Below are 17,389 nucleotides of genomic sequence, written 5' to 3' on the forward strand. Positions count from 1 at the left end.
AACGCGTTAAATTTAACTCGAATTATCCTGCTTAATGTTTTGTTACATAAATAGGTTTTTTCCCGCCTACCTACTTAACACCAAAAGCTGTAATTCTTTTTCATTCAATCCTTTTTAAGCCCATTCTAGTTTCATTTTGAGTTCCAATCCCGTAGCATCGTCGGGCGTAAAATCCAGGCAAAAGTCACGCTGCAGCCGGAATTGATATATAGCGGTTCTCAAAAAAGTGAGGTATGCCCTATGCCCACGGAGGCCTATGCCCTATGCCCTATGCCCTATGCCGGATAGTACCTCATATGAGAGCTCGAAAGGCTATATATACAGCGAGCCGGATGCTCGCACTCCTTCCTATAAAAGTAAAATTCACTGAACAAACACAGCAACAACCCGGTTTCTTGGATAAACCGGGTTACTAAACACATAGCTTGGTTTAAATCAGTTCTTCTCCTTGATTAAAACGCTGAATTCCTTGATTTTCATCTACGCGACCAATAGCATTTTTGGGAATATTGAGGATGCCTGTAAACGAATTTTGGCTTACTTTCAAAGCTTGTTCCTTATTTTTGTGTTCGGCAAGTTCGCGCTGTAAATTGTCAATAGTCTGTTGAAAGCGAGTCGCTTGTCTGAGCATTTCTTGTTCGGAAAAGTCCAGCATTTGCATCAGATTAGCCACTTGATATTCCAGTAATTTGGTTTCGTAAATATTGTTATTTGTAACAAAGCTTGTAGGATTTTGTGAATAGTCAAAAACACTTTGTTTGTCGGGCATGGACAATGCAGTTTTGACACTAAGTGCCAAATCTTTAAACATTTCAGCCGTGCTTTGGGGAATTTTAACTTTGAGGAACATCACTACCGCAAACACACTTCCTGACGGCAGAAGTCCCCCAAATCCCAAGACAGACTTGACTTGGTAGGGGATAATTAAGGAATTTTGCTCAGGAATAAAGGGGCTGCCTTTTGCCTCTGGTACGTGAAAAATATTTAATACTGCGGGCTCTAATTGCAGGAACCTTTCTCGCTCAATTCCGAGGAATGTAGGAATGTCTAAACCGAACTGCCGGATTATTTCCGAAATCGCCGGCATTTGAGCCACTAATTTGGTGCTAACTAATGGAATAGCTGTATTTTCTGCTGCTGTGTGCCGAGAATTCCACTGCGGTTCTGTGCCTGCGGCTGCTAGCAGAGTCCAACATTTCATGTCGGCGGCGGGGGAATTGCCCTTCATCAAGCGGCGCGCGGATTGTTGCAATGAGTCTTCTAATTCCCCGTAGGGATGAGTTTTGAACAAACGCACTAAGGCACAGGTATTTTCTCCAGTTTGCGAATCGCAAAAATGTCGGTAAATATAGTTAACAATCTTCTGGCTGCTGGCTTCCATACTAGCAGTATTTCTACCTAAATGGCGCAGGACTAAGCTGCATTTCGCCATGTCTTGCGGGGTAAATAAGGTAATATCGTACATTAAAAAATGCTCTCCAAGAGCTCAAACACTGTTTTTCATTTATCGTTAAGTCCGCTAAGCCATCCGGAATCCTACTGAGAGTTTTAAACACAGTGTTGGTTGAAATATCTATAAAATTTGCCCCCCAATGCAGCGGTTGTATGGCAGGATACAGAAATTAAGATTAAAGCAAAAAAAATCTATCCCCTAGGGTAGGCCACAAGGAAGAAAAGCCGATGTATAATTTAGCAAACTGTTTTTTACGATAACTCCCCCAGAGGAAAAGAAACAGGGTTTTTCAACGGATATGCCTCGCGTTTGAGTGGGCATTTTCGTAGATAAAAGTCGGTTTCTGGGTAAGCTATCTTCACAGAAATCCTTGAAACTCAAGCTGCAATTTTTGTGGCGGGCGATCGCACGCCGATCAATCAAAAATTGGTACAATTTCGTCAGTCTTGGACGCAGAAACCGGGTTTTGTTACAGAGAAAAAACCCGGTTTTTGAGGTATTGGTAAGTATAGCGGTTCTCAAGCGTGGTGAGGTATGCCCTATGCCCTATGCCCTATGCCCATGAGTACCTCATCTTTCTGAGAAAGGCTATAGATGCTGTGTTCACAACTTTTAACAACCCCAAACAACTCTACTCAGCAGGTTGAGACTTTGCTTCCAGGGCATCTTTAGCAGACAACCCCTGATCTTGAACGCCAAAATACCACAAACTAGCAGCAGCTTCGGCGCGAGTCACTGATTTCTTCGGCTGAAACAGAGTAGTAAAACCAAAAACGCGCCGAATATTCGCCAAATCTCCATTGTTAAAATCAGCTAAAACTGCCCGCGACGCCTGGGAATCAATTTTAGAAGCATCTTGAAAACCCCACTTTTCTTTCACTCCTTCAATGTTAGCCGTCGGCAAAACTTGACGACTATCTAAAGGCACTTTCCAGAGAATCATTGTTTCGCGAGTTAAAGGTGCATCCGGGCGAAATTTCACATCTTTAGTTTCTCCCGAAAGCGAACTCGGAATTACACCGGCTTCTGCTAAACCTTGAATTGCTGAAAAATCCGGGTCTGTTTTGGGTACGTCAGAAAAAGCCGGTTCGCTAGAGTCTACTGCTAATCTAATTTGTTTGGCTTGACGGCTAGCATAAATCTGATTGTTAGCTGCGACTAACCAGCGGGCGTATTCGCGGCGAGTGATAATTTTGTTGGGTTTGGGCAAACTGCTGGCTGTTTCTAAATTAGCACTTTCGGTCGTTGAGGATCGCACTTTTAGCACTTCCAACTGACTTAAATCAGCCACATACTGCCGCAACTGTTGAGGAATTTGGGTGTCTAGTTGGCTAACTTTTGCTGATTTTGGCGAGGCAGATGGCGTTGGAGTAGTTCCCTCTGAATTAGAGGGAGTTGGTGAAGCGGTTGGAGATGCGCTAGACTCGGAATTATTAGGTTGGGGACTGGCGGCAATTTCGGGGCTTTCTTTGCTGTAGTCGATCGCAAATTCTGTAGAACCCCCTACTTTCTGAGTAGGAGAAAGCGACACTGTTACCCGTAAATTATCTCGCGTTGCTACTAAAGAACCTTGTCCCTCGGCGGTTGGGCGGCTGACAATTTCCCAGTTGCCGCGCCCAAACTCTGTGGAGTAAAAGTTCCCAACGGAATTAACCGGATCTGTGCTTTCCCAGCGCAGCCGCACATTTTTTTGCGACGGATCTGTTTCCCCACTAACTTCGATTAACTCAGCATTAGGATATAGTGGAATCTCTGTAGGGAAATCGGGAGGAAGTTTGGCGGTAGAGTTTGTCTCAATTGCTGTCGCTGGTGGCGGGGAAGAGAAAACCACTGGATTTTGTTTTAATGTCGGATCAGCGGCTAAAGATTCTTCGAGTGCCTTGCTGTTGGGGCTGTTTGCACAAGCTGTGACAGCAGCCAGCAGAAACACCGCTAGCCAAGTATTTACAGCAGCGAGTATATTGGTTTTACTGGTTTTACTGGTTTTAGCTGGCGATCGCCCTTGAGAGTTGCGTCGCTGTTGAGTAAATATAATATTCAGCATAAATCCCCCCTTTGCGGATATATTTCTAGGCTAGCGCAGATCGATCGGGCATATATAATTTTTACCCAAATGAAATTTCTCTATTTACTTCTAGTTACTGCTACATTACTTTCATACCCTGTCAAGTTTGCCCGTCCCGCTGCATCTCAACCAGCCCCGCTGCGGGCAGAAATTCAGACGCCAGAGTGGCAGCCATTTTGCTCGGCGATGGGTCAGTTTGCGATCGATATGCCGGGAACTCCTAAAATTAATTCAGAAATTTTTTCAAATCAAATTATTGCTCATACATACCGATCGAACTTAAAAAACAAAGAAACTTATTTGCTTCAATACTTTGACCTAGATTTTCGATTGAGGGACAATAATATCAATAATATCAGAATTACTTTAAATAATGCCGTTGATTTTTTCGTCGTGGCAGCGAATGCTAAAGTCTTGCAAGTGCGGGATATTTCCCTCGGAGGCTATCCCGGAAAAGAATTTGAGTTTCAGCCGCTTTCCCCCACTGAACCTGTAGGTGTAGGTCAAGTTTTTTTGGTGGAAACGCGCGTTTACGGCTTGGTTGCCAGTACCCCAGAACCAGAAAATGCTCAAAAATTTCTCGACTCTTTTCGTTTGTTTTGAAGCAGGAAGTTTGGCCATGAGTAGTGTAGGAGATTTAACAGATTTAACGGAGAGAGGTTGAGGGAAGAAGTCACAGGTTCCAAGGAAGAGAGAAAAATGAGTTGGGAGTGGCGATCGAATTTATTCATAAAACTTACGCTTTTCAACTTGGTGTCTAGGTAAATATTGACCTGGGCCACAAAAAAGGCGGGTTCAAACCTGTTTCTGAGTAATAATGTGGTCAGAACTAAATAATGCTAAATTTGACTTAAGACCTGATTTTATTTTTTGTACTCTATCTAACGACATAGATAAATTTTACACCCGTGGAGCGATGTAGATCCTTGCTCAAGTTTATATATTTGATATAAGGATTTTTAAATCGCAGAAAGCACAAACCAGAAAGCACAAACAAAGATGCTGTCTTGCTTCATCTGGCTCCCATCTGGCTCAACCAAGTCAGCCTCATTGAAAGCTTACCCGGAGGGTATTAACCTATTATGAACAAACTAACACCAATTCTCCTCAGCGGCATCCTATTATTTGGAGCTGCTGCTTGCAGCGAAGGGGCTAAAACTAGCACTGATGCTCCTAATTCTACCACAGAAAATACCAATAGCCCGCCCCCAGCCGAGACAGTTCAAAAAACTCAGGAAGACGCAACGAGCGATATTCGCAAAAACCAAGCAAATTCTGATATCAGGGCCAGAGAACAGCGCAACAATGTGACGGGCGGCGATGCAATAAGAGCCGATGGCGACCTGCAAAGTGAAGTGCGCTCCAAGTTAGAAGTAAACATCACTAAAGGTGCGCTAACTGTTGACGCAAAAGATGGGCTTGTCACTGTAGGTGGCACAGTTCCCAATCAAACTGATTTAGCTAAAATTGAGCCACTAGCTAAAGAGATTAAGGGTGTCAAAGAGGTGAATGTTACGGCTGTTGTTGCCCCCGCTGCACCCGAATCGCCTAGCAGCAAGCAATAAGTTGGAAGGAAGAATTCCGAGGGAAATAAGGAAGAAGGATGTAGTTATCTAGGAGAGAAGTCTGAGGGAAGAGGGTAAAGTTGGGCATTGTAAGATTGCTTGCGGAGCGGATTGCAACGCTTAGGTAACTCTCTAGGGAGAGCGGGTTTTTAAGTTAAAGAGTTTAAATTGAATTTAAAATTCACGAACTCAAAACTCCCGCAATACCTGCAACTTCCCCTTCCCAATTTCCGATTTCCCATCCCGGACAATTAGTTGGAAACCAACCTGAAGATAGAGCGGGAAGTTATTCCCAGCGACCGATGAAAATTGTTGGGAAAAAATGACTAAATGTGATTGATGGCAGAGCATAAATTCTGTGGTTGTGTAAAAGTAGTATATTTTTCAGGAGAAAAAAAAATGGCTTTAGGTCAACACAAGCGAGCTGTAGGAGCATTTTCTAATTACCGAGATACGGAACTAGCCCTGATTGAACTGCAAAGTACCGGGTTTCCGATGAATAAAGTTTCGGTAGTTGGCGAAAATCTCGATCGCAGCCAAATTGCCGGCGCTAGCACTGGTACTGGTAAGGGTACTGACGACAAAGTGGGCGGTGGCGCAAAAGCAGGCGCGACAGCGGGAGTCGTGACTGGCGGTTTGATTGGGTTACTCGGAAGCATTGGAGCGCTAGCGATTCCGGGAGTTGGCCCGGTGATGGCGGGGGGTGCGATCGCAACTCTGCTGGCAGATACTGTAATCGGAGGCGCGATTGGGGCAGCAGCAGGCGGTTTGGTAGGCGGTTTGGTCGGTTTGGGAGTTCCCGAAGAAAAAGCTAAAGCTTATAACGATCGCGTCTCGCGTGGAGAATATTTGGTATTCGTAGAAGGAACAGATGCCGAACTTGCCACAGCCGAAGGAATTATGACTGTGCGGGGCATTCAGGATTGGGGCATTTACGATGTGCCGGCAGACACCGGCCGCAGAGCTTCGGGTCGCCAGAAGCGCGCCGTGGGAGTATTTTCAACCCGCCGCGAGACGGAACACGCACTGGGAGAACTGAGAACTGCCGGTTTCGACATGAATCGGGTTTCGGTCATCGCTAAGGATGCTGAGTCTAAAGGCGACATCGCAGGCATTGACGTGCACGACAGCGCGGACAACAAATCCGATGAAGGGGCCACAAAGGGCGCACTCACAGGTGGTACTTTGGGCGGTTTGACAGGCTTGTTGGTAGGTCTGGGCCTAGTGGCAATTCCGGGAATCGGGCCGATTATGCTGGCAGGAGCCTCAGCTACGGCGATCGCCACTACACTCGCCGGTACGGCTTTGGGTGCGGCAGCAGGCGGCTTGATCGGAGCTTTAGTCGGTATGGGAATTCCCGAAGAGGAAGCTAGAGCATACAACGATCGCGTGGCGAAAGGAGATTACTTGGTACTGGTTGACGGCAGCGAGGCAGAAGTCGCTAAAGCTGAAACCATTCTGAGCCGCGGAGGCATTCAGCATTGGAACACCTACGACTATAATAATCCCAGCGTCGATAGCGCTCGGGCTGATTACGGCGCACCTGGCACTCCAGGGGTTGATACTACGCCTGGTATTTACGATCCCAATCAGGGCATTACCGGCAACCGTCGGGTTTAATAATTCAGACTTTGTTTGGGTATTGTTTCTATTTTCTGCAGGGTAGTCGCACTCGCGCACTCGGATTGTGGAAAGCGATCCAACGAACAGCGGCGATCTAGCGGTTTTACGCTTCGTCGGTAAAATTATCTCAAAAGTCGGCTTTTTCTCTGAAAGCCGACTTTTGTTTTGTTCTGGAAACTTAAAAAAGCCACCTGTCAAAAGTTTAATTTTGATTAGGGGCCCAGTCCGTGAGCTGGGCTTTGCGCCGGAGGATCGGCTCCCTTAATTTTTATACCCTAAATCAGCAGTGTTTTTTACTCTGTAACACTCACTACAGCTCGATTGCAAACCCTGCAGTATTATCAAATTTGATGACATAAATTACAGCAGATATTGCCCAGTTAGTCAAAGAGCGACTATCTTTAATTATGGGGTGGCTAATTTCACCAACTTATACAGGTGAACTACCCAGTCCCGCGCGCCCAGAAATGCCTGCGGTGGTCGGCAAATATTAGAATAGTAATAATTGTCGGAGCCTTCGGGCAACACTTAGGCTGGTCATTAGTTGGCTGTAGCAGCCGAATTGCCGTTGGCAATACCTGCTACAGGAATACAGTTTTTCTGGGAATGCCTCAGCGAAACATTTGAGAAGCCCAGGAACAGCTTTTATGTCCGGGAGCGCGTCTGGTGTCCGGTGTTCTGTTAATTAGAACCGCAAGCGCTCATGGATCGAGTAAAGATTAACAGCAAGCACAGCAGCGCGGGAGCACAATGGCTCGCGGCGCCTTTTTTCGCGAAATCTCAGGCTCAGGGCAGCGTATTGTTTGCTTTGCCTGCGACTCGCTCAGCACTCCGAGGGAAACAGCCTTCCTGTGGGATTTCACTGGCGCGCAGCACAGTGGGGGGAGGTGAAACTAGCTGAGCTGACCGGGCTCTGCTTTCATGGGCGATCGAAGATAGAAGGCACTTATGTAGAAGGCATTCGGGGTTGAAGCTCCGATATCTTGTTTCTTGATTGCACTAATAAATTCGATCGCCTGTACCAGCAATTTTTCCGGTCAGAATGCGGCGCGGATGCCGCCAGCAATACCCCCAATATTCGAGCGACATTGACAAGATCGATCGACAACTTCTCGGTATTTTGGTAAATGGTTAGCAGTTAATAGTTAGTGATTAGCAGTTAGTATAAATACAACTAACAATTAACAACTAACATCAACCGCCAACTAATTATTAGCCCCATAAGACTTACAGGGCTTACAGGTGGCGCGCAACTCGGTTTCTTCATGACTGCCGCGCTGAAAACACCCAGATTATTTACGAGAAACCGGGTTTTTCGTGAGTTATAACTAGGTGAGCGGGGTGATGCTAGGAATCAACCAGTTTTGACAATGGTTAATGTGGCAGTATAGGTTGAAAAAACTTACGGCCAAACACGATAGTACAAATTTTCAGACAACATAGAACATCGAGAAATTAAGGAAACTCACTCAATTTTTTTATGAATTTCACTGAACTTTTAAGTGCCGATGAACTTTTAACTAGACATAGAAACGGGGAACGAGATTTTCGAGGGGCTAACCTCATTGCAGCTCATTTGAGTGAAGCTAATCTCAGTCGAACAAATTTGAGCAGCGCTAATTTGAAAGGCGCCAACTTAATTAAAAGCAAACTGATTGGAGCTAATTTAAACGCCGCCGACTTGAGCGGGGCTAATTTGTCTAAGGCGAAATTAATTGAAGCTAACCTCGGCAGTTCTAGTTTAACTGGAACTGTGGCGATCGCCGCAGATTTTAGCGGGGCCAATCTCAGCGGAGCAATATTGTCTCAGGCTGACTTGAGCAAAGCTGTGATGACGGGAGCGAGTTTAGTAGGAGCTTGTTTGCTAAGCGGCTCGAAACTAACGGAGGCTAATTTGAGCGGGGCGACGCTGAGCCGAGCAATTATGAGCGGGGTTGATTTAAGCAGAGCAAATCTGACTAGAGCGATTCTCAGCGAGGTAGATTTGACCGGGGCGAACCTGAGCGGAGCAACTTTAACTCGGGCTTATCTCAATCGCGGAAATCTCAGCGGCGTCAATTTAGTTGGGGCTTGTTTGAGCGAAGCAAGTCTGCGGGAGGCTTCTATTAGCGCTGCTAATTTGAGCGGTGCTGACTTGAGCGGTGCTGACTTGCAATCCGCCAATCTAAATGGCTCTAATTTGAGCGGTGCCGACTTGCAGGGAGCTAATTTGAGTAAAGCTAATTTAAATGGTTTGATTCTGCACAATGCTGATTTGAGGGCTGCGAATTTGAACAAAGCTTCTTTGCGGGGAGCTAATTTGAGCGGTGCGAATTTGGCAGGCGCTAGCTTGCTGGAAGCGGATTTGCGGGGGGCGAATTTGAGTCACGCCAATTTGTCGGGAGCGGGTTTGCTGCTAAGTTCTCTGACAGGGGCGAATTTGACAGGAACTAATTTGTCCGAGGCTAATTTGATTGGGGCAAGCTTGAATGTTGATAATTTGAATGAAGCAGCTTTGGGCGGGGCAATTTTGCCGAATGGAGCTACTCACAGCCGGGATTGATATCGATTCCGGTTGCACTCCTTATCATTGTTGACTGTTGACGGTTGACGGTTGACTGTTGACGGTTGACTGTTGACGGTTGACTGTTGACGGTTGACTGTTGACTGTTGACTGTTGACTGTTGACTGTTGACTGTAGAAGGAGGGGTTAAAAAGGGAGCATCTCATATTTGTAAAAACACTTATTATGGCTCCTTCCTTCTTCCTCCTTCCTTCTTCCTTCTTCTTCTTTCCTCCTGACTCCTGACTCCTGACTCCTAATTCCAATTTCGAGCTTTGCTGCAAAAGTGAGATGTTCCCGTTAAAAAAATGAAAATTGTGCGAATTATTTGTTGGCAGCTTGATTCGACTTTACGCCCTACTATGAAGCGTGGATTTGATATCATTCCGGCGCAGCCGGAATTGATATTAGGAGTTGATTAAGAGAAAATAGTTTTGAGTTTTAAGTTAAATAATCTTTAATTTAAAACTCAAAAATTTTGACAATAAAGGATTCAGGAGTCAGAATTCAGAATTCAGTTATTGGTGGTGCGGGACGGGTTTATATAGATTGTCGATCGCCGACAATCTATTAAAATTCGGAGTCAGCGATGCCGTTTCCTTAGCAATTTCACAATTGCTTGGACTAACTCATTCGGTTCGACAGGTTTTGCAAGATGACGTTGAAACCCAGCAGCAAGAGCTTGTTCGTGATTAAAGTCTCCAGCATAGGCAGTCAGGGCGATCGCCGGAATTTGTCCGCCCCGCTCTGGTGGTAGAGCTCTCACTTGCCGCACTAGCATATAGCCATCCATATCTGGCATTCCGATGTCGCACAGGAGGATATCGAAGGGTTTGGTTGAGAGCAGTTGCAGTGCCTCGATCGCAGATCCAAGGGCAGTCACTTTGGCTCCCGCTTGTTGCGCTACAAACGCCACAAACTCGCGTGAATCCTGTTCATCATCCACAACCAACACGCGCAGAGAGGCCAGGTGAAGATCGTTTGATCGAGCTTCAGCCCGGCCGACAACTTCTGCCACCGGATTCGCGGTATGCAAGAGGGGAAGTTCAACGGTGAAGGTGGCCCCCTGTCCTTCACCCCTACTCTCAACCCAAATTCTGCCACCGTGCAGTTCCACAATTTGACGCGCGATCGCCAGCCCCAATCCCAAACCCCCAAATTTACGAGTTATGGCTCCATCCTCTTGCCGAAAATGCTCAAACACATAAGGCAGAAACTCAGGATTGATGCCTTTTCCAGTATCGGTCACAAGAATCTGGGCATAAGTTCCAGTTTGGGTTAACCTAACGCTAATTTGCCCGCCTTGAGGGGTGAATTTCACGGCATTGGATAAAAGATTCCAGATTACTTGCTGCAAACGCCCGGAATCGCCAATTACCATTCCCAGGGAGGGTAAAAAGGTTGTTTGAATTTGCAGTGACTTGGCTTCGGCAGCTAGTCGAACGGTTTCCAAGGCGACTGAGATCACCATATTCAAGTCAACGGACATCCGATTCAAACTCAGTTTGCCACTCATAATGCGGGAGATGTCCAGCAGGTCATCAATCAGTTGTAACTGGAGTTGGGCGTTGCGTTCGATCGAGGCAAGGGCGCTAGCCGTTTTTGCAGCGCCCAGTTTGTTTTGCTGCAACAGCTTCGACCAGCCGAGAATCGGATTGAGCGGCGATCGCAACTCGTGAGACAGCACCGCCAAAAACTCATCTTTGATGCGGTTGGCGGTTTCGGCGGCTTCTCGTGCGGTTTGCTCTTGTTGCAGAAGCTTCTCGCGTTCAGCTTCGGCTTGCTTGCGATCGGTGATGTCGCGCGTTACACCGGCTACCATTTCCACAGCACCCTCTGCATCAAAAACGGGGACAAAAATATACTCGTAAGCTCTTGTACCGAACGCGCTGGTGTATGGCGTTTCATCCTTAAGCGGTTGGCGCGTCTGAATCACTTTCTGAATCTGATTTTGCAGTTTGGCCGCTAAATCCACGGGGTAATCTAATTCAAAAAAGTTTTTGCCGATGACTTCAGCGAAGGATTTTTGGTAAAGGTCGAGCCACGGCTTGTTGACATCAATGAACCGCCCGGACAAATCGAACGTATAAATAAAGTCCGGCACCGAAGACTTAAACGCGTTGAACTTTTGCACTTGCCGTTCGAGTTCGGCGGACGTTTGGCGCAGGGCTGCTTCCGCTTGAATTTGATCGGTGACATTCTTGAAATAAATGGTGATTCCATGTGCGGCAGGGTAGCTGCGGACTTCGTACCAACGATCGTGGTCGGGATAAAACGCCGTCACTGACCCAGCCACGCGATCGCGTATGGCGCTCCAGTAGATCCGCTCAAACTCGCTACCAATCAGCCCTGGGTATTCTTCCCATAAATTCTTGCCAATCAAATCACCCCGAATGCGATCGAGCATTTTTTCGGCAAATTGATTGACGTAGGTGAACCGCCAGGTCTCATCCAGGGCAAAGAATGCTTCACCAATGCTCTCTAGAATATTCCGACTCTGCTCCTCGCTTTCACGCAAGGCTTGTTGGGCCCGTTGCCGATCGTTTTCGACGCGCACGCGATCGGTGATGTCAACGGCAGCGCCGTAAATCACTTGTTCTTCTGGGTAAGGCTGGGCATTCCAGAGAAACCAGCGGTAGGAGCCATCTTTGTGCCGGTAACGGTTTTCAAACGTAAAGGTTTCGTTACCGGAGTACAGACTGTCGGCTTCTGCAATGGAGGTGCCTAGGTCGTCCGGGTGGACAAACTCAGTCCAGGGGCGGGATGTCATTTCCTCTGGTGTCCAGCCGAGGGTTCGTTCAAAGGTTGGGCTGACCCAGTGGAAATACCCGTTTATGCCCGCAATCACTTGCAAATCTGAACCGACGGCAAGAAACCGTTCCCGTTCCCGATCAATTTTTTTGCGATCGTTGATATCCCGAAAGAAAACAGACAGCCCAGTCGGGGAAGGATAAACGTGAACCTCTAGCCACAAATCAAACGGAGCATAATATTCCTCAAAGTCCACCGCGATTTGCTGCAAGAGCGCTCGGCGATACTGGATTTCAAACTGATTGCCGGTCGTGCCTGGGAATGCTTCCCACATCGTTTTGCCCAGCATTGCTTCTAGGGGAGTTCGCGACACTTCTTGTGCGGCTTGGTTGGCGTAGGTAATGCGAAAGTCGAGATCCATTGCCATAAACCCATCGGTCACGCGCCCCAGAAGGGTTCGCTCTCGCACTGTTGCTTCCTGTCGCAGCCGTGCCAGCTTCAAACTTGCTTCTACCCTTGCCAGCAGTTCACGCGCCGAGAACGGTTTAATCAGATAGTCGTCGGCTCCGGCTGCGAGTCCTTCAATGCGGGATTCTTCGCCTGCGCGGGCTGATAAGAGAATGATGGGAATGTCTTGGGTTGCGGGATTAGAACGCAGCGATCGCAACAACTCAAACCCATCCATCCCCGGCATCATCACATCTGTCAATACCAAATCGGGTGGATTATTCTCAATGGCAGTCAAAGCGGCAACGCCATCGGCGACGGTTTCAACAATATAAGAACCGCTCAGGAGTCGTCGAATATAATCGCGCATATCAGCGTTATCATCTGCCAGCAGAATTTTAGATTTGAGATTTTGGATTTTAGATTGATCGGGTTGATTGACGAGTTCATTAGTGGATGGAGCCATGCTCCATTCTTCTAATCTAAAATCGTTTTCTGGCAACCACCGCTGCGCTTCTTCGATATATGGCTTCGACCCTAACGCCGTTGATGCTAACGTGCGACTGGCGCCAATGCGCTCCGGCGGCAGATGAGCTGTTCCGGTGGGAATCGTCACCGTAAAGCAACTTCCCTGCCCAAAAGTGCTGCTGACATCGATCGCTCCCCCATGTAGTTTGACGAGTTCTTGCACTAGCGACAGCCCAATGCCAGAGCCTTCAAAACTCCGTCCTTGCGAGTTTTTGATTCGATGAAATCGCTCAAATAAATGCGGTAGTTCTTCGGAGGGAATACCGACTCCTGTATCTGCAACTGATAATTCAACACAATTTTCGACGCACTGCAATCGAACACTAATTGTTCCTGCTAAGGTAAACTTAAAAGCATTTGATAATAGATTGAGAACAATTTTTTCCCACATTTCGCGATCGACATAAATCGCTTCTGGCAAGGTGGGACAGTCAACAATCAGCGACATTCGTGCCCGTTCAATCAGCGATCGAAACGTGCTGGCAAGTTCCGCCGTATAGGTTGCCAAATCTACAGGTTCATAAGATGCTTGGACTCGACCTGCTTCGATGCGTGAGAAATCGAGCAAGCTATTGACGAGTTTGAGCAGCCGCATTCCGTTACGCTGCACCAACTGTAATTGTTCGCGTTCTTGAGGTGGAATTGTTCCATCCAGGTTGGCGATCACCTCTTCTAACGGAGCCAGCATTAAGGTCAGCGGCGTGCGGAATTCGTGCGAAACATTGCTAAAAAAGGTGGTTTTGGCACGGTCTAACTCAGCTAATGCTTCGGCACGTTTACGCTCTTCTTCGTAAGCTTGGGCGTTGGCGATCGCTGTTGTCACCTGCCCTGCCATCAAGTCAAAAAAACCTTTGTAATCATCATCAAACGTTCTCAGCGGACTCACTCCCGCAATCAGGAACCCGAAGGTTTCTCCCGATCGGGCTAGTGGTAGAACTACCGCTTGATGAGGAGATTGGGACCACGCGCCGCCCGGTAAAAGTCCAAATTGTGCCTCCAAATCTTCAATGATTCTGCTTTCGCCCGTCTCGATGACTTGCTTCAATTGCCACTGGCACTTTTCGGCGGATGTAAGCTCGATCGCCTCACAAGAGGCAAGGGTTCCGGCTGCTAACCTTGTTGTACCCGCGAGTCGTGCGATTGAGCGATTGCCATCGAGTAGATAAAACAGCGCAAACGGGATGTCATAGGCGTTATTGGTCAATACGGTGGCGGAAATCTCGCAAGCTGCTTCTTGCGTCTTGGCAGTGACTGTTTCTGCTGCTAATTCGCGCAACGTTGCCAAGCGGCGATCGCTCAAAACGCTCTGAGTGTCCTCGCTACAGGCGCAGAAAACGCCCCCCACTGGGCCATCATCATTCGCCACCGGACTGTAGGAAAAGGTAAAGTAGGTTTCCTCTGTATACCCGTTGCGCTCCATTACCAGAAGCAATTCTTGATTCCACGTCGATTGTCCCTGGTTCAAAACCGCTTCTGCTTGCGGCCCTAGCGTGTCCCAGATTTCAGCCCATACCCGTGAGGCAGGCTGACCTAGTGCTTGCGGATGTCGCTTGCCGAGGATAGGAATGTAAGCATCGTTATAAAACTTGGTCATCTCCTGTCCCCACCAGACGAACATGGGGTAGCGAGAGCCTAAGATGATCCGAATCGCGGTTTTCAAGCTTTGCGACCAGCTTTCAACGGCACCAAGGGCCGAAAGCGACCAATCGTGCGATCGCATCAGCATCGCCATCTCGCTATTGCCTGCAAAAATCTGTTCAACGAGTTGATACTGCTGGATCATGCGGTTGTCTTTCCATTGGGCCCACACAAACGGGCAACGATCTTCATTATCTCTGCTGACCGGGCGGGTTTAGCTAGGTGACGCCAGAAAGCCAGCGGCGATCGCCGGTTGCTGGTTAACTTGTCCAGCATAGGCTGCCAGAGCGATCGCCGGAATCTGCCCGCCGGGCGATCGTCTAGGATCTGGCGAATTTTACGCATGAAAGCATAGCCGTCCATCTGTGGCATTTCGATATCATATAAATTCCGCCGCAGCCGGAACGATCGAGCTTTGGTTTTTTTGCCGCCAATGAAAACAAGAGATCGCTTTAATCAAACAAGGTGGTTTGAGAAGAACTTGGCAGCGTTGAAATAACACGAATTCCATTAGTGGGATCTGCCTGTGAGACAGTTCGACCCCAGCATACCGCAAGCGGTTGGTGGTAGGTACTGCTCCTAATCTTCATCTTTCTTTGGGAAACATACTTGCAAAATTTTTGACATCGTGCTAACGTTAAAAGGTTTGAGACTTAACTTCAATAGAGGTAAAACCCCGCAGAATGAAACAATTGGGAACCCATCTGGTCGCTGATGCTTGGCAGTCTCCTGGAGACCTGCTCAACGATCCTGAACGTATCCGCCGCGCTATTCTCGATGCGATCGAAGCCGGAGGAGCTACTCTCATCGATTTGTGCGTACACCAGTTTAGTCCTCACGGAGTGACAGCTACTGCTACTTTGGCAGAGTCCCATATAGCAATCCATACTTGGCCTGAACACGGTTATTTTGCTGCAGATTTATTTTTCTGCGGAGCCGGCGACCCTCACCGAGCCATGAAGGTGCTACAGACAGCTTTGGAAGCTAAACAGGTAAAACTCACTGAGTTCACGCGCGGTTTCGAGCCAGGGGTGGGAATCGTAGGTTCTGCTTGTGAAGAGCAGTATGCCCCTCGTTCAGTAGAAACGATTGCCGCCAGAGGATGATGGCCAATTAGCGTAACTTTGAACAATTTATGCTAGGTTTTGTTTAAAATCCCACGGCTCGAACCGTGGGATTCTTGTTGGAATTTACTTTTTCATTAATAAAGGGCGGACAACTAAATAACCTGCGCCGAAAGCTGCAATCACAATCAGAAAAATCGCGATCGCCAACCACAATCCGCTTAAATCTGAGGTTTTTTTGAGTTGAGATCGCACACGGTAAGGAGTTTCCGGCACCTCTGTAAATAATTTTTCGGGAAGTGGCTGGGGCATCGAGGTGGCTGTTGGCTCCGGTTCCGGTAGTGGGAAGGGGAAAGCCACTGTCTGAGGTGGTTGAGGTATGGCAGAGTTAGTCTGCGAGGTTACAGGTGGTGGGGGCGGAGGTTCAATGCTGAAATTGAATTTGACTGACGGCATTTGAGGCATTCCTGTCTGGGTGACGCTCTGAGCCGAGTTGACTACTTGCTGTAACTGTTGGGATACTTGAACTACTGTTTCTACTTCTCGCCGCAGTTGTTGATTTTGTTGGACTAATTGCTGATTGTGGGTTTTGAGGGAGTCCACCATCGCTTGGGCTGCTTGGAGCTCTGCCGTGACTTCTCGATAGAGGGAAATCGGTACCGATGGAGAGTAACTATTTGAGTTTTCGGGGGAAGTATTGTCAGATAAGGTAGTATTTTGCATAATTGTAGATGGCGAGGGTGAACTTGTTTTAGTTTAGCCTGAGACTATTTGCAATTAGATCGATCGCAACACAATTCGTCAAGATATTTGTTACAGATATTGAACGTAAATTTAATTTAATGTTACAAGTTTTTGGTCAATCGCTATGAACAACTACGCACCGGAACAAACTATGTCGCAAAAGTCAAGCACCGAAGAAATGAAATACGGCGAACGCCAGATTTTGGAAGGGGAGTTAATTACTTTCCCGAATCCGCGAGTCGGGCGGCGCTACTCGATTAACATTACGTTGCCGGAGTTTACTTGCAAATGTCCGTTTTCTGGCTATCCCGATTTTGCGACAATTCACGTTACTTACGTGCCAGACGAGCGGGTGGTAGAGTTAAAGGCGCTGAAACTGTACGTTAACAGTTATCGCGATCGCTACATTTCTCACGAAGAATCGATCAATCAAATTTTAGACGATTTTGTGGCCGCTTGCGCGCCGCTGGAAGCGACGATTAAAGGCGATTTTTCGCCGCGCGGGAACGTGCACACTGTGATTGAGGTGCGGCACCAGAAGTAGCAGGTATAGCCCAATCAAATTAGAATTTTTAACCTCACTCACAGAAACCGAGTTTTTTGTTCGTTATCGTAGGGTGGGCAGCGTTAGCTTTGAGAGGATTAAGTTGAGCTAGAGCGTGTCACTTGCCCACCATATCATCCGATCGGGCTAAAATAAGTCTTGTATAAGCGATTTAAAGTTAGAACAATGCAATCTCATCCAAGCTCTAGAACTGGAAGAATTGGTATAGCTGGTACACAACTAATTTTTGAAAAATTAGGCTGTATTTTTCGCGAACAACCGATAGAAGATTATGGGATCGATGCCCATGTTGAATTTATTGAAAATGGTCAAGCAACAGGAAAGTTAATGGGAGCATCCCGGTTTTGCAAAAGCCTCAAATGGCCAAGAGATCGTTGAGGTAAGCACAACGAAGTTTTAGCATT

General features: G+C 47.4%; 14 protein-coding genes. 8 read left to right on the forward strand and 6 right to left on the reverse strand.

Annotation, left to right across the window (positions count from 1 at the left end):
- Positions 1–430: 430 nt before the first annotated feature.
- Complete coding sequence (locus tag QUB06_RS31640) at positions 431–1,465, reverse strand: histidine kinase (protein ID WP_333438656.1); 1,035 nt, start codon at positions 1,463–1,465, stop codon at positions 431–433.
- Positions 1,466–2,084: 619 nt separating this feature from the next.
- A complete protein-coding gene (locus QUB06_RS31645; protein WP_333438657.1) occupies positions 2,085–3,497 on the reverse strand; it encodes an S-layer homology domain-containing protein in 1,413 nt (470 codons plus the stop codon).
- A gap of 69 nt (positions 3,498–3,566) precedes the next feature.
- On the opposite strand from QUB06_RS31645, the gene QUB06_RS31650 reads away from it, so the two are divergent.
- The 5 genes from QUB06_RS31650 to QUB06_RS31670 all read left to right on the forward strand — a co-directional run bounded on the left by QUB06_RS31650 (position 3,567) and on the right by QUB06_RS31670 (position 9,248).
- Positions 3,567–4,121, forward strand: coding sequence for a hypothetical protein (locus QUB06_RS31650; protein ID WP_333438658.1), 555 nt, complete (start codon positions 3,567–3,569; stop codon positions 4,119–4,121).
- 479 nt (positions 4,122–4,600) lie between these two features.
- Complete coding sequence (locus QUB06_RS31655) at positions 4,601–5,083, forward strand: BON domain-containing protein (protein WP_333438659.1); 483 nt, start codon at positions 4,601–4,603, stop codon at positions 5,081–5,083.
- A gap of 399 nt (positions 5,084–5,482) precedes the next feature.
- Positions 5,483–6,703 carry a histidine kinase gene (locus QUB06_RS31660; RefSeq protein ID WP_333438660.1) on the forward strand — a complete coding sequence of 407 codons (1,221 nt, stop codon included), beginning with the start codon at positions 5,483–5,485 and terminating at the stop codon, positions 6,701–6,703.
- 706 nt (positions 6,704–7,409) lie between these two features.
- Positions 7,410–7,607 (forward strand): hypothetical protein, encoded by a 198-nt coding sequence (locus QUB06_RS31665; protein ID WP_333438661.1) that lies wholly within the window; start codon positions 7,410–7,412, stop codon positions 7,605–7,607.
- A gap of 579 nt (positions 7,608–8,186) precedes the next feature.
- Complete coding sequence (locus QUB06_RS31670; RefSeq protein WP_333286205.1) at positions 8,187–9,248, forward strand: pentapeptide repeat-containing protein; 1,062 nt, start codon at positions 8,187–8,189, stop codon at positions 9,246–9,248.
- Here QUB06_RS31670 and QUB06_RS31675 read toward each other — a convergent pair.
- The 3 genes from QUB06_RS31675 to QUB06_RS31685 form a co-directional block, all read right to left on the reverse strand.
- Positions 9,233–9,532, reverse strand: coding sequence for a hypothetical protein (locus tag QUB06_RS31675; RefSeq protein ID WP_333438662.1), 300 nt, complete (start codon positions 9,530–9,532; stop codon positions 9,233–9,235). The two genes, QUB06_RS31670 and QUB06_RS31675, sit on opposite strands and share 16 nt — an antisense overlap.
- 299 nt (positions 9,533–9,831) lie before the next feature.
- The gene (locus QUB06_RS31680; protein WP_333438663.1) at positions 9,832–14,757 is read right to left on the reverse strand and encodes an ATP-binding protein; all 4,926 of its coding nucleotides are present in this window, start codon (positions 14,755–14,757) and stop codon (positions 9,832–9,834) included.
- On the reverse strand, positions 14,754–14,984 hold the full coding sequence (locus QUB06_RS31685) for a hypothetical protein (protein ID WP_333438664.1): 231 nt from the start codon (positions 14,982–14,984) through the stop codon (positions 14,754–14,756). The genes QUB06_RS31680 and QUB06_RS31685 overlap by 4 nt, the downstream gene beginning before the upstream one ends.
- Before the next feature lie 311 nt (positions 14,985–15,295).
- Here QUB06_RS31685 and speD point away from each other — a divergent pair, with 311 nt between their 5' ends.
- Positions 15,296–15,718, forward strand: coding sequence for an adenosylmethionine decarboxylase (speD, locus tag QUB06_RS31690; protein ID WP_190743421.1), 423 nt, complete (start codon positions 15,296–15,298; stop codon positions 15,716–15,718).
- Between the two features lie 84 nt (positions 15,719–15,802).
- On the opposite strand, the gene QUB06_RS31695 is transcribed toward speD, so the two are convergent.
- The gene (locus tag QUB06_RS31695) at positions 15,803–16,399 is read right to left on the reverse strand and encodes a hypothetical protein (protein WP_333438665.1); all 597 of its coding nucleotides are present in this window, start codon (positions 16,397–16,399) and stop codon (positions 15,803–15,805) included.
- 145 nt (positions 16,400–16,544) lie between these two features.
- On the opposite strand from QUB06_RS31695, the gene queF reads away from it, so the two are divergent.
- Entirely contained in the window at positions 16,545–16,964 is a 420-nt protein-coding gene (gene queF, locus QUB06_RS31700) for a preQ(1) synthase (protein ID WP_333036027.1), read from the forward strand.
- Positions 16,965–17,150: 186 nt separating this feature from the next.
- Entirely contained in the window at positions 17,151–17,363 is a 213-nt protein-coding gene (locus QUB06_RS31705; protein ID WP_333438666.1) for a DUF4365 domain-containing protein, read from the forward strand.
- The last annotated feature ends 26 nt before the right edge of the window (positions 17,364–17,389 follow it).

Source organism: Microcoleus sp. D2_18a_D3 (assembly GCF_036702455.1).
In the GTDB taxonomy this organism is placed as follows: domain Bacteria; phylum Cyanobacteriota; class Cyanobacteriia; order Cyanobacteriales; family Microcoleaceae; genus Microcoleus.

What these genes read in the sequence shown, in the direction of transcription:
- QUB06_RS31640 (WP_333438656.1), bottom strand. Translation starts at nt 1,465, where the DNA reads ATGTACGATATTACCTTATTTACCCCGCAAGACATGGCGAAATGCAGC.
- QUB06_RS31645 (WP_333438657.1), bottom strand. Translation starts at nt 3,497, where the DNA reads ATGCTGAATATTATATTTACTCAACAGCGACGCAACTCTCAAGGGCGA.
- QUB06_RS31650 (WP_333438658.1), top strand. Translation starts at nt 3,567, where the DNA reads ATGAAATTTCTCTATTTACTTCTAGTTACTGCTACATTACTTTCATAC.
- QUB06_RS31655 (WP_333438659.1), top strand. Translation starts at nt 4,601, where the DNA reads ATGAACAAACTAACACCAATTCTCCTCAGCGGCATCCTATTATTTGGA.
- QUB06_RS31660 (WP_333438660.1), top strand. Translation starts at nt 5,483, where the DNA reads ATGGCTTTAGGTCAACACAAGCGAGCTGTAGGAGCATTTTCTAATTAC.
- QUB06_RS31665 (WP_333438661.1), top strand. Translation starts at nt 7,410, where the DNA reads ATGGATCGAGTAAAGATTAACAGCAAGCACAGCAGCGCGGGAGCACAA.
- QUB06_RS31670 (WP_333286205.1), top strand. Translation starts at nt 8,187, where the DNA reads ATGAATTTCACTGAACTTTTAAGTGCCGATGAACTTTTAACTAGACAT.
- QUB06_RS31680 (WP_333438663.1), bottom strand. Translation starts at nt 14,757, where the DNA reads ATGATCCAGCAGTATCAACTCGTTGAACAGATTTTTGCAGGCAATAGC.
- QUB06_RS31685 (WP_333438664.1), bottom strand. Translation starts at nt 14,984, where the DNA reads ATGCCACAGATGGACGGCTATGCTTTCATGCGTAAAATTCGCCAGATC.
- speD (WP_190743421.1), top strand. Translation starts at nt 15,296, where the DNA reads ATGAAACAATTGGGAACCCATCTGGTCGCTGATGCTTGGCAGTCTCCT.
- QUB06_RS31695 (WP_333438665.1), bottom strand. Translation starts at nt 16,399, where the DNA reads ATGCAAAATACTACCTTATCTGACAATACTTCCCCCGAAAACTCAAAT.
- queF (WP_333036027.1), top strand. Translation starts at nt 16,545, where the DNA reads ATGAACAACTACGCACCGGAACAAACTATGTCGCAAAAGTCAAGCACC.
- QUB06_RS31705 (WP_333438666.1), top strand. Translation starts at nt 17,151, where the DNA reads ATGCAATCTCATCCAAGCTCTAGAACTGGAAGAATTGGTATAGCTGGT.